13 protein-coding genes are annotated in these 12,113 nt (G+C 38.9%); 8 read left to right on the forward strand and 5 right to left on the reverse strand.

The genetic code is table 11. The annotated features are described in order from the left end of the window. Positions 1–4 precede the first annotated feature (4 nt). Entirely contained in the window at positions 5–874 is an 870-nt protein-coding gene (locus AC27JL_RS10270) for a DMT family transporter (protein WP_487195561.1), read from the reverse strand. 309 nt (positions 875–1,183) lie between these two features. On the opposite strand from AC27JL_RS10270, the gene AC27JL_RS10275 reads away from it, so the two are divergent. The 4 genes from AC27JL_RS10275 to AC27JL_RS10290 are packed head-to-tail and all read left to right on the forward strand — an operon-like array spanning position 1,184 to position 4,093. After that, complete coding sequence (locus tag AC27JL_RS10275) at positions 1,184–2,548, forward strand: COG3014 family protein (RefSeq protein WP_487195562.1); 1,365 nt, start codon at positions 1,184–1,186, stop codon at positions 2,546–2,548. A gap of 8 nt (positions 2,549–2,556) precedes the next feature. After that, positions 2,557–2,982, forward strand: a complete 426-nt coding sequence (locus AC27JL_RS10280) for a YcfL family putative periplasmic lipoprotein (RefSeq protein WP_008131494.1) — start codon at positions 2,557–2,559, stop codon at positions 2,980–2,982. 11 nt (positions 2,983–2,993) lie between these two features. Further along, a complete protein-coding gene (gene lpoB, locus AC27JL_RS10285) occupies positions 2,994–3,608 on the forward strand; it encodes a penicillin-binding protein activator LpoB (RefSeq protein WP_008131492.1) in 615 nt (204 codons plus the stop codon). 17 nt (positions 3,609–3,625) lie between these two features. Further along, a complete protein-coding gene (locus AC27JL_RS10290; RefSeq protein ID WP_487195563.1) occupies positions 3,626–4,093 on the forward strand; it encodes an outer membrane lipoprotein in 468 nt (155 codons plus the stop codon). Between the two features lie 55 nt (positions 4,094–4,148). Here AC27JL_RS10290 and AC27JL_RS10295 read toward each other — a convergent pair whose 3' ends face one another. Further along, complete coding sequence (locus tag AC27JL_RS10295) at positions 4,149–5,366, reverse strand: pyridoxal phosphate-dependent aminotransferase (protein ID WP_006792184.1); 1,218 nt, start codon at positions 5,364–5,366, stop codon at positions 4,149–4,151. A gap of 163 nt (positions 5,367–5,529) precedes the next feature. Next, on the reverse strand, positions 5,530–5,874 hold the full coding sequence (locus AC27JL_RS10300; protein WP_271481702.1) for an Hpt domain-containing protein: 345 nt from the start codon (positions 5,872–5,874) through the stop codon (positions 5,530–5,532). A gap of 135 nt (positions 5,875–6,009) precedes the next feature. Between AC27JL_RS10300 and AC27JL_RS10305 the strand changes: the two genes are divergently transcribed. Both AC27JL_RS10305 and AC27JL_RS10310 read left to right on the forward strand, forming a co-directional pair. Next, complete coding sequence (locus AC27JL_RS10305; RefSeq protein ID WP_039036853.1) at positions 6,010–6,603, forward strand: tRNA-uridine aminocarboxypropyltransferase; 594 nt, start codon at positions 6,010–6,012, stop codon at positions 6,601–6,603. Between the two features lie 20 nt (positions 6,604–6,623). Beyond that, the gene (locus AC27JL_RS10310) at positions 6,624–7,415 is read left to right on the forward strand and encodes a CLCA_X family protein (RefSeq protein WP_487195564.1); all 792 of its coding nucleotides are present in this window, start codon (positions 6,624–6,626) and stop codon (positions 7,413–7,415) included. On the opposite strand, the gene dcd is transcribed toward AC27JL_RS10310, so the two are convergent. Further along, a complete protein-coding gene (gene dcd / locus AC27JL_RS10315) occupies positions 7,412–7,999 on the reverse strand; it encodes a dCTP deaminase (RefSeq protein WP_006792188.1) in 588 nt (195 codons plus the stop codon). The two genes, AC27JL_RS10310 and dcd, sit on opposite strands and share 4 nt — an antisense overlap. Positions 8,000–8,003: 4 nt before the next feature. Next, a complete protein-coding gene (apbC, locus tag AC27JL_RS10320; protein WP_243533430.1) occupies positions 8,004–9,080 on the reverse strand; it encodes an iron-sulfur cluster carrier protein ApbC in 1,077 nt (358 codons plus the stop codon). Between the two features lie 187 nt (positions 9,081–9,267). Between apbC and metG the strand changes: the two genes are divergently transcribed. Then, positions 9,268–11,289: a methionine--tRNA ligase gene (gene metG, locus AC27JL_RS10325; protein ID WP_008131479.1), complete on the forward strand. Its 2,022-nt coding sequence runs from the start codon at positions 9,268–9,270 to the stop codon at positions 11,287–11,289. A gap of 124 nt (positions 11,290–11,413) precedes the next feature. Then, positions 11,414–12,064, forward strand: coding sequence for a bifunctional 4-hydroxy-2-oxoglutarate aldolase/2-dehydro-3-deoxy-phosphogluconate aldolase (locus AC27JL_RS10330; protein ID WP_487195565.1), 651 nt, complete (start codon positions 11,414–11,416; stop codon positions 12,062–12,064). Positions 12,065–12,113 lie beyond the last annotated feature (49 nt).

Consider the following 12,113-nt stretch of genomic DNA (forward strand, 5'->3'; position numbering starts at 1 on the left):
AGGACTACTCCTTCTTTTTATTTAAAATAAATATGAGTACCGCTGTTAATATAACTAAGCTGGCGATAACAAATTCAACCGTTAATTGTTCTTGTAAAAAAATAACGCCTGCAAACGCTGCAACTACCGGCACACACAATTGCACAACCGCAGCCTGCGTGCTTTTAAGTAATGGCATTGCAACGTACCAAATACTATAGCCAATTCCAGAGGCTAAAGCGCCAGAAGCGCTCGCGAGTAAAATGCCTTCTATGGTAAGTGCGTTAAAGTTGCTCATACTAACAAGTAATAAGATGGGGAGCGCTACTAAACTTCTAATAAAATTAAACCCTGTCGTTCGTAAAGGCGATACACATACTTTGCCACGTATACTGTAAATACCCCAAGCAACACCGCTTATGGCCATCAATCCCGCTCCTATTAGCGAGGGCACCGCCGCTGAGGGAAGCATCAAATAAGCAAACCCCGTAACAGCAATCAAAAAAGCAGCCCACTGCACGGCGCTTAATTGTTCTTTTTTATATATACCCCAACCAATCATCGTAAGTTGCACGGCTGAAAATAAAATCAGAGCGCCTGTTCCGGTATCTAACTCAACGTAGGCCACCGAAAAACTAAGTGCATAAACAAGTAAACTAATGCTACTTCGCCAACTACCTGTATCACTTAAAATAGCATCATTAAATGACCCATTACGTTTTAGATTATAAGTATAAACGCTCATGATAATACCTAAACATGCAGCACCGCTTAATAAGCGAATGATGGTAAAGTTATAGGGATCTATATACCCCTCAGCTAATGCCATTCGGCAAAATAAAGAATTGGCGGCAAATGCTATTAAAGCAATAAATGTATATATAGCTGCTTTCAAAATAATCCTTTTTAACCTAAATCTGGTTATTAAATAATCTGTTTCTATGGGTGAGTAGTTAAATAACTTAAACTGCTATAAAAGTAAGCTATTTATACAGCATAAGGCAAAGTGTGCAAAAACTTTCAACTTAATAAGACCTTAACTTTTCGCTGTCTATTTCACACATTACTAAATTCACGCCTTATTCACATAGAACATGCATATTTACCTTAACAATGATATGGCTCTACGTTTTTTTACAATGTTTCACACTCTTGTTTAAAGTGAGTGTGTTAACCTGCTTAAGTAGATTAAAAGGAGTGCTGTGTGCGCAGAAGTATAATTTTAAGCGTTTGTTTTATTTTAAGTGGTTGTAGCTCTATAGGGTTTAACGACCTATTTAACGATTACGCCACACAAATGACGCCAGTGCGAAATGCTATTGAAAATAATAACCCACACCAAGCTAAATCGTTAATTGCTGACAATAGCACTATACACAGTAGTTACTTGCTTAACCAACTTGAGCAAGCGCGTATCAACGACCTTACTAATTCAGCTGATAACGCTCAAAGCAGATTCGAAAACGTATATGTTCAAATGCAAACTAAACGCCAAGCAGCAAAGATTCAACTAAGTGCCGGGCTTGAACAAAGTAATGCATTATTTACGAATGACTCGGCAATTACCTATGTACCGCCTGCTTACGAGATGAGCATGCTCCATAGTTATAAAGCACTTAACTATGTTTATAAAAATGATATTGAAGGCGCATTGGTCGAAATTCGCCGAGCTAATAAAGTACAAGCTGATGCGCTTAGCGAGAATGAAGCAGAAATAGATTCAGAAAATAATGAAGCGCAGCAGCATTATCCAAGTATGAATAATGTGACAAGAGATGTTAAAAACGGCTTTCAAAACGCATACACTTTTTACTTATCGGCTTTGCTTTACCAAAGTGCAAAACAGTTTGACGACGCCTACATAGACTACAAAAAAGCGTTAGCTATTCAACCAAATAATAAATATTTACAGCAAGATGTAATTCGCCTAGCTAAAAAACAAGGGTTTCATCAAGAATTTGACGAATACACACAACGTTTTGGCGAACTTAGCACTTTAAAGCCTAACCATGGTGAGGTAATCGTATTACTTGAGCAAGGTTTCGTGCCCAAACAAACTGAATTTAAATTAAGACTACCGATTGATACAAGTAGAGGTGATGTTCGTTTTTATAGCCTTGCTATGCCCGTATATAAAGACAGTGCTTACATTAGCCCTATACAAAATGTGAATATTGCTGGACAAAAAGTAGCATTAGCGCCATTAGTTTATTTAGAAGCCCTAGCCGCTAAAACTCTTGAACAAGAAATACCAGGCAAAATTACACGCCAAGTGTTACGGCTCATAACTAAAGAAAAAGTTCGCGCTGAGCTTGCGCGCAGCGCAGGAGATGTAGGCAACATTTTAGCCAATATATATAATTTAGCGTCAGAGCAAGCCGACACCCGAAGCTGGCTTACATTGCCAAATCAAATTGCTGTAGCGCGTCAAAGTCTGCCGGCAGGTGAACATATATTAAATATAGGCAATCAACCGCTTATTAGTTTTACCGTTAGTAAGCAAGAGTTAACTTTAATATACCTAACCTCTATTAATAACTATTTTAACTACCATGTAGTTCAACTCTAGGAGACACCATGAAATACATAGTGCCAATGTGTGCCGTTTTACTGCTAAGTGCTTGTGCAACACAGCCTGACACATCAGGTATAGCGGTTGAACAAAATAAAGGAAATTTTAATGATCAACTTAGAGTGGATAACCCTGATTTAGGTGAAAAACTCGCCATTACCGACGTTAAAACGCGTCAAACAAATCAGTTAACGGATGTGGTGGTTACCCTATCTAGCCAATATAAAAAGTCACAATATTTACAGTATCAATTTAAATGGTTTGATAAAGATGGATTTTTGATTAAAGGAAATCATTCACCGTGGCAGCCATTAACTTTATTTGGTTTTGCTAATACACAATTACCAGGTTTAGCGCCTAGCTCTGATGCTGTTACATTTTCACTAGCAGTTAGAAAAGTATCAACTGAATCTCAAGAATTTAAAGATTAAAGGAAACTATTATGAACACGACATTTAAAACAGCATCCACTTACGCATTGGTCGGGCTCAGTGCATTGATCTTAAGCGGCTGTGCTAACAAAGCCGTAGTTAGCTATGGTGACGCTCAAGCAGTTGAAACAACTGATATAAATTTTGGTTCTACCGATTTACAAAAAGTCGCGAGCCAAATGACCGACTCACTGCTAAGCTCGCCAGTGGTGGGAACCATGACTCAAAATAACCGTCCTGTTGTGTTTGTGGAACGTATTAAAAACAAAACCAGTGAGCATATTGATACAGAATCAATCACTGATTCTATCTCTACGCAAATGCTACGCAGCGGTAAGTTTCGCTTTGTAGACATGACACGTGTAGAAGCTGTTCGTGAACAGCTAACCTTTCAAAACGAAGATGCATTAGTGAACCCAGCAACAGCGGTTGCATTTGGACAACAAATTGGTGCGCAATACATGTTGTATGGCAACTTATCAAGCATTGTTAAAACAAATGCAGATAAATCAGACGTATATTATAAATTCACAATGCGTTTAATGGATATGAAAAGCGGACTTATTGAATGGGCGGACGAAACTGAAATTCGCAAAACCAAAGAAAAATCAACCTTTGGCTGGTAAGCCGATAGGAGTAAGTTATGAAAGCAATTGCTGTAATTATGTGCGCTTTACTTACATTAAGTGCACCCACTTTTGCTAAATACGAGCGCAATAAAGCCGTAGCAGTTCAAAAAGTGTTGTTTGGTGACATTAAATCAGTACGAAACATCACCGAGCAAGAACTAATACAAGACAAAAAGAACGGCTGGAAAACGTTTGGTGGCGCACTTGTTGGTGGTGTTATTGGTAATCAATTTGGTGGTGGCAGCGGTCGTGCTATAGCCACAATTTTAGGCTCAGTTATCGGTGGTAGTGTTGCTAACAATAGTCAGCAAGGTAGCTATTACAAACAAACTCAGTTAGTTGAATTACTAATTCAGGTAGAAAATGGCGACCAATTTATGGTAGTTCAAGACCTAGACCGAGGTATGCGATTTCACAAAGGCGATAATGTGAGGTTAGTTTATTTAGGCGATAACACCGTAAGAGTAGATAAAGCATATTAATAACACGCCTTTAAAAACAAAAACGAGCCAACAGGCTCGTTTTTTTTATATAGTTTTATAACTGGCGATAATCTTTAAAGAAACGCTGCATTTTTTGCATGGCATCAGTTAGGTCATCCTTATTAGGTAAAAACACTAACCTAAAGTGATCAGGCTCTGGCCAATTAAACGCACGCCCATGCACTAACAATATTTTTTCGGCCTTGAGCAAATCAAACATCATTTGCTCATCGTTTTTTACATTAAAGTGTGCAGTATCAACCTTAGCAAACGCATATAAAGCGCCTTTTGGCTTTTTACAGCTAATACCTTCAATCGCGTTTAAACCGCGCCATGCAATATCACGTTGCTCGTATAATCGCCCGCCCGGATTAATTAAGTTATCAATTGATTGCACACCACCTAATGCCTGCTGAATTGCATATTGGGCAGGTACATTAGCGCATAAACGCATTGACGAGAGTATATCTAACCCTTTACTTAAGTCGTCCATGGCTGATGTTTTACCACTTAAAACCATCCACCCCATTCTTAGCCCAGCAGCACGGTAAGTTTTAGCTAAACCATTAAAAGTAATCATTGGCACATCATCACACAATGAAGCAATTGAAGTGTGGCTAACTCCATCGTATAAAATCTTTTCGTAAATTTCGTCGCTTAACAACAGTAACTTGTGCTCTCGCGCAATATCTATTAATTGCTTAAGCAGGTCATCACTGTATACCGCACCAGTAGGGTTGTTCGGATTAATTAACACCAAGGCTTTGGTTTTAGAGGTGATTTTACTTTTTATGTCATCTATATCAGGAAACCAATCTTGCTCTTCATCACATAAATAATGAACGGGATTACCGCCCGCTAACTTAACTGACGCAGTCCACAACGGATAATCTGGCGCGGGGATAAGCACTTCATCGTCGTTGTTAAGCAAAGCTTGAGTGATCATTTGGATTAGTTCACTTACCCCGTTACCAATATAAATGTTATCAACGTCTAAGTTGTTTAACCCACGTTGTTGATAATGCTGGTAAACAGCTACTCTGGCTGAGTAAAGTCCTTTAGAGTCACAATAACCTTGGGCAGAATACAGGTTACGGATAATATCGCGATGCATATCTTCAGGCATATCAAAACCAAATGCAGCTGGATTACCGATGTTTAATTTTAAGACTTTTTGACCATCGTCTTCCATTTTTTTAGCTTGAGCTAAAACAGGTCCACGAATGTCATAACATACGCCTTCTAATTTATGACTCTTTTTTATATCTGACATTTTACCTCTACTAGCTGGCGCCTGATGACCTTTGTAATTTGAGTTTTATAATTAAGGTCTATTTTATCTCAACAATAAAAACCCGGTTGCCTACTAGACTAACCGAGTAAATATATAACACCAGTAAATTTAACAGCTTAAAACTGAAATTAATTCACGTTAACTATTGTGCATCTAACCATTGTTTAAATTTTGTTTGAGAGCCTTCTACCTGTGGCATTAAGTTGGCAGAAGCATCCATCGCTTTAGCTAAGTCATCATCAACTAAGCTTAACTCTATGGTGCGCGAAACATCAGCTAAACTAGACGCACCAAACTGCGCGGCATTTGATTTTAAACTATGAGAATGACGAATCGCTGCCTCTTTATCTTTACCAATGGATGCCATAACTTCAGAGCCCAGACGTTCAAACTCGGCACAACAAAAATCAAGCGTATCAGCAAACTGCTCGCCCAATAAAGATTTCATATTCTCTAACGCTGATGTATCTATGGTAATGTCTGTCATTATTTAATTCCTTCAACTATCCATGTTCATTGTATTTGATATAACTACTGTATATTGATAAATGAAAAAAAACCAACTTAATTGCTTTCATAAATGTATAATTTACAAGTTAATAATAGAGAGAAAGTTTTTAAAATGGCACGCATTCTTTGTACTCATTGTAATTTTGCACTTAATACCTGTGTATGCAGCGCTATTGAAACAATAACTAACAAAGTTAAAGTTATTATTCTACAACACCCCAGCGAAGAAAAAATAGCAAAAAACACAGCTAAATTACTCAACTTAAGTCTAACTGATTGCGAAATCATCAAAGGTGAAAACAGTGCTGACTTTAGTATGTTAAATAGTTTGCCAAAAGAATCAACAGTACTGCTTTACCCAAACGAAAATGCCACCTACCTAGATGAACCAAACTCTACAAACCATAAACACATCACTCATTTAATTGTGATCGATGGCACATGGAAAAAAGCCTATAAAATTTTACAACTCACCCCTGCACTCAATCAATTTAGAACAGTGAGTTTTAATAAACCACCTAAAAATCGTTATACAATTCGTAAAGCACCCCGTGCCGATAGCCTCTCTACACTTGAAGCCGTTGCTCATAGCTTAAGCTTAATAGAACATTTAAACCCAGAGCCTTTGTTTACTTTATTAGAAGAATTAATTAATAAACAAACCCAACATATGCCTGAGCACGTAAAAGCACGTTACTTAAATTAAATTTAGCTTTTGATAAACAGATGCGACATTACCTAAATAGATTAAAACGAGGATTTACTCGTCAAGGCCCCGACTATCGCTTTGATGACCAAGTTGATTTTAGCGATATAAGAACCACGTTTGGGTTCAGATCAATGGTCGTTGGTAAATGGGTAACCAAAGAAGAGCGCTATATTAGCGCTAATTTAATTTACGATGCGCTGGCCGACCTGGCGCAAATACTGCACCTACCACCTAAAGCAATTGGCCTGCGCGGAAAGTTAAATTTTGCATTTGGGCACGGTGGTCAAAAAGGTGTGCAAGCGCATTACAATGCAGGCAGTCAAACATTAGCACTTGCTAAAAATGCGGGCGGTGGTGCGCTCGCGCATGAGTGGTTTCATGCATTCGACCACCACATTAGTGAACATTTATTTAAAGTAAAACCACGCTATGGATTTGCTTCAAAACTTTGGCTTTCAAGTACACCAAATTTAATGCACCCACTCAATGACGCACTGAACAGCTTTTTTAAAGAAGTATTTTTAGATGCAAGTGGCGAAAATGCCAATGAATTTGTGCAAGCATGTATTAAACACGACCAAGCCCATAATATGAATTATATGAGTATGCCTGAAGAAATTGCAGCTCGCTGTTTTGAAGCCTGTATATATGCACACCCAAATATAAAAAACAGTTTTTTGGTGGACGGTTTGCAATCCAGTAATTTAATATACCCACCAGCACAACATACCACCAAGGCAAATAAAGCGCTTAACCACTATTTTCAACTATTGGGTTATGCGCTTCATAATTTACCCGATAAGGTTTAGCTGTTTTCATCACTTATGCGACTTGCAACTGCGCTACTCTGGTCTTTGTATTTAGCATCTTTACGAATGTTATACGGGTTTTCACAAGGCCCTGAAAGCATTTCGAAACTCATAGCGCCAATTTTCATCATTGGGCGCAGCGCTAAGGGTAATTTTCCTGAGTTGTAAAACTCTAATACAATATTACCGCTCCAGCCGGGATCAATTCGGTGTGCTGTTACATGCACCATCAAACCCAAACGCGCAAGCGATGAACGCCCATCCAACCACCCTACAATATCGGCAGGTAGCGTTACTTTTTCATAAGTGATTGCAAGCGCGAGTTCACCTGGGTGTAAAAAAAACGCTTCACCGTCTGCAAGCTCAATTTCCTCACTCATGATTGATTCCATGGCTTTATTGAGTTGATCCTTTGGACCACTTAAATCAACGTAGGCTGCATTATGAGCATTGAACGTTCTAAATTTATTACCAAGACGTAAATCTGCTGTCACACCCGATATCATCTCACTACTCGGAGCAGGCTCTATAACTATTCGGCCATCTTTTAGGTGTTCTTTAATATGTGTGTCTGAAAGTCTCATGCTTTTAATCTTCTGTAATCACAATTTCTATGCTGTTGTGATGCTGTTGATAATATAGCGTGCTGGCTATAAGCCTAGCTGCTGCGCTGTATGTTTTGCTTATTGCCGCATCGTTATCGCTAGCAATAAGTTTTCCTTGCTCAGAGTACTCTCTAATATCAATGGCAAGGGGAATATGGCTAAGTACCGGAACGCCATGCTTGTGGGCTAGTTTTTGTGCACCCTCTTTGCCAAATACATGGTTTGCCTCACCGCAGTGGCTGCAAACGTAATGGCTCATATTTTCTATCAAACCAAGTACTGGCACATTTACTTTATTAAACATTGCAATGCCTTTTTGGGCATCAGCAAGTGCTAAATCTTGAGGCGTAGTTACAATAACAGTCCCACTGGCAGGTACTTTTTGGCTCATAGTAAGTTGTATATCACCTGTACCTGGGGGCATATCTACAATTAAATAATCGAGTTCGCCCCAATCAGTCTCGTTCAGTAATTGGCTAAGTGCACCCGATGCCATTGGGCCTCGCCATACTGTTGCGTCATCACTGGGTACTAAAAAGCCAATAGATTGGGCTTTAATGCCATTGGCATCAAACGGTAGTAATTGTTTGTTATCTTTTGTTTTTGGCTCAGCACCAACAAGGCCCAACAACATAGGTATTGAAGGACCATAAATATCAGCGTCTAAAATACCAACTTTTGCTCCCTCAGCTTTTAATGCACCCGCTAAATTAACAGCTGTAGTCGATTTACCTACCCCACCTTTACCTGAAGCAATAAGTACAATGTGTTTAATTCCTTTAAACTTTGCAGGCTCTTGAATATCAACCTTAGCCTTTATTGAGATTTCAATATTTAAAACATCACGGACATGCTGCTCTACAAGGGGGATTTCTGATTGCGCAGCAAAAGGTAAAGTAAGACTAATTTGTAATGATTTATCGTCGTTTTCAGAAATTGACTCAATAAAGCTTTCGTCAATTCCTACGGCAAAGGCCGCACTACGATAAGCCGCTAAAGCAGCAATAATCGGTTGTTTTTGCACCGATTTAGAAGAGAAAAGTTTCGACAGTCCAAACATAGCAATTAAATAGCGTTTCTTTGATGAAAAGTGCCTCGGAATTATGTAACATTCAGGTCATTAACACCAGTCAATTAATAAAAATCCATAAGCAGTGTGAGCGCATAGCCACCTGTTTATAGATAAATTAATGATAACAGCCGTTTAAATAGTAAAAACGGTATTTTATCCTCAATTCGGAATGATTATGGCACAGCGAAAGATCCTGATTACCAGCGCATTACCTTATGCAAATGGCCCAACCCACTTAGGTCATTTATTGGAATATATTCAAACTGATATTTGGTCACGTTTTCAAAAACTTCAAGGCCATGAAACGTATTATGTTTGCGCAGACGATGCCCACGGCACACCAATCATGCTTAATGCACAGAAGCAAGGGATCACACCTGAAGAAATGGTAAAAAATGTGAGCATTGAACGCCAACGCGACTTTGCTGATTTCAACATTAAGTTTGATAATTACCACAGCACGCATAGCCAAGAAAACAAAGAATTTAGTGAATTAATATACAACCGTTTAAACGATGCGGGCCATATAAAAAAGCACACTATTTCGCAATTGTTTGATCCAGAAAAAGGCATATTTTTACCTGATCGCTTTGTAACCGGTACTTGCCCAACGTGTAAGTCTGAAGATCAAAATGGCGATAGCTGTGATTCGTGTGGTGCAACTTACAGCCCAACCGAATTAATAAACCCGCGCTCTGTTATGTCAGGTGCCGAGCCTATTCTAAAAGATTCTGAGCATTACTTTTTTGACCTACCAGCATTTGAAGGCATGCTTAAAGAATGGCTACACTCAGGTACTATTCAACAAGAAATGGCTAACAAGCTAGACGAATGGTTTACTGACGGTTTACAACAGTGGGATATCAGCCGTGATGCGCCTTACTTTGGTTTCGAAATTCCAAATGCCCCAGGTAAATACTTTTATGTATGGCTAGATGCACCAATAGGTTACATGGCTAGCTTTAAAAACCTGTGTGATAAAAAAGGGATTGATTTTGACGCATTTTGGGCTGAAGGCTCAGAAGCAGAACTTTACCACTTTATTGGTAAAGACATTATTTACTTCCACAGCTTATTTTGGCCAGCCATGCTAGAAGGCGCTAAATTTAGAAAACCAACTAACGTATTTGCACACGGGTTCGTTACTGTAAATGGCGAAAAAATGTCTAAGTCAAAGGGCACGTTTATTAAAGCGCGTACCTACCTTGACAACCTAAATCCAGAATACTTACGTTACTATTACGCAGCAAAATTAAACAGCGGTATTATCGATCTTGATTTAAACCTAGAAGACTTTGCACAACGTGTTAATTCAGATCTGGTTGGTAAAGTCGTTAATATAGCGAGCCGTTGCGCAGGCTTTATTACCAAAAAGTTTGATGGCAAATTAAGCCCAACTATTATGCAACCAGAGCTCCTAGAAGAGTTCCAAGCTGCCGCGCCAAGTATTACCACCCATTTTGAGAACCGTGAATACAGTCGCGCAATTCGTGAAATTATGGCCCTTGCCGACAAAGCAAACCAATTTATTGATGGCGCAGCACCATGGGTATTAATTAAAGACGAAACTAAGCAACAAGAAGCTCACGATGTGTGTTCGCTTGGCCTTAACTTGTTCCGTGTTTTAATTACCTATTTAAAACCAGTACTACCTGCTATGGCCCAAAACGTAGAAGCGTTTTTAAACGATGATCTTGCTTGGGATGCAGTACAGACGCCACTAGTAAGCCACTCAATCAATAAATTTAAACCGTTAATGCAACGCGTAGAAATGGACAAAGTAAACAAAATGGTTGAAGAATCTAAAGAAAGCCTAGAGCCGAAAGTAACAATTGACCCAAATAGCCCTCTTGCAAAAGAACCTATTAGCGAAGAAATTGAGTTTGACGATTTTGCAAAGGTAGACCTTCGTGTTGCTAAAATTGCAAAAGCAGAGCATGTAAAAGGCGCCGACAAACTACTGAAGCTAACCCTTGATTTAGGCGGCGAAACGCGTCAAGTATTCGCAGGCATTAAATCAGCTTACGCTCCTGAAGATATTGAAGGTAAGCTAACAGTAATGGTTGCAAACCTTAAACCGCGTAAAATGCGTTTTGGTATGTCTGAGGGTATGGTGCTTGCAGCAGGCCCTGGCGGAAAAGAAATTTATATTCTTAATCCAGACGACGGATCAGAACCTGGAATGCGTGTAATGTAAATTTACACATATGAATAAAATAACCGCTGACTCTCAGCGGTTTTTTTATATGTTATTTTATCCTATTTGCGACTTTTATCGATTTTTTGTACCATCGACCAATAAATAATAAAAAAGTAATACAATGCCTAGCACGGTTTCTCAAGAAAAGACTGTAACTCGCAACAAAATTTTAAAGCACAAAATAGTCGCTATTATCCGCTTAAAAAAGCAATCAGATGTTGCACCACTTGTCGATTGCTTAGTTGAGGCTGGTATAAAAGTGCTTGAAATCACCTCTAATACACCAGGATTTGAGCAAGAAATTAAAAATGCACGTATTCGTCATCAACATATTTTGGTGGGTGCAGGCACCATCACAAATACTAAACTAGCTCAACGAGCCATTAATGCGGGTGCACAGTTTATAGTAACCCCTAATACTGATAAGCGTATTGTGTCAGTTGCCCATCAGTATAATTTACCTGTTTTAATGGGGGCTTTAACGCCAACAGATATCGCTAACGCGATTGAGTATAATGCGGATATTATTAAGGTATTTCCAGCAGGTAGCATGGGAATTGACTATTTTAAGGCATTAAAAGGCCCATTTGATAGCGCCAATTTAATGCCCGTTGGCGGGATAAATTTAAATAACATTACTCAGTGGTTTGACGCAGGGGCTTGCGGCGTAGCCATTAGTAGTGATTTTTCAAAAGTGATTACTAGCCACGCTGACAAGCAAGCTCTTACCCAGTTAGTTCATGACTATTTAACTGACATACCCACTGATTAAAGGTCTTTAATTTGCTGTAATCACTAGGTATTGTTCAAACTTAAATTAC

This window comes from Pseudoalteromonas sp. 4NS20-0020 (genome assembly GCF_057554385.1).

Bases quoted from the DNA above. Each gene is read 5' to 3' on its own strand.
- AC27JL_RS10280 (WP_008131494.1), top strand. From the start codon at position 2,557: ATGAAATACATAGTGCCAATGTGTGCCGTTTTACTGCTAAGTGCTTGT.
- AC27JL_RS10295 (WP_006792184.1), bottom strand. From the start codon at position 5,366: ATGTCAGATATAAAAAAGAGTCATAAATTAGAAGGCGTATGTTATGAC.
- AC27JL_RS10310 (WP_487195564.1), top strand. From the start codon at position 6,624: ATGCGACATTACCTAAATAGATTAAAACGAGGATTTACTCGTCAAGGC.
- apbC (WP_243533430.1), bottom strand. From the start codon at position 9,080: ATGTTTGGACTGTCGAAACTTTTCTCTTCTAAATCGGTGCAAAAACAA.
- AC27JL_RS10290 (WP_487195563.1), top strand. From the start codon at position 3,626: ATGAAAGCAATTGCTGTAATTATGTGCGCTTTACTTACATTAAGTGCA.
- metG (WP_008131479.1), top strand. From the start codon at position 9,268: ATGGCACAGCGAAAGATCCTGATTACCAGCGCATTACCTTATGCAAAT.
- lpoB (WP_008131492.1), top strand. From the start codon at position 2,994: ATGAACACGACATTTAAAACAGCATCCACTTACGCATTGGTCGGGCTC.
- AC27JL_RS10330 (WP_487195565.1), top strand. From the start codon at position 11,414: ATGCCTAGCACGGTTTCTCAAGAAAAGACTGTAACTCGCAACAAAATT.
- dcd (WP_006792188.1), bottom strand. From the start codon at position 7,999: ATGAGACTTTCAGACACACATATTAAAGAACACCTAAAAGATGGCCGA.
- AC27JL_RS10300 (WP_271481702.1), bottom strand. From the start codon at position 5,874: ATGACAGACATTACCATAGATACATCAGCGTTAGAGAATATGAAATCT.
- AC27JL_RS10305 (WP_039036853.1), top strand. From the start codon at position 6,010: ATGGCACGCATTCTTTGTACTCATTGTAATTTTGCACTTAATACCTGT.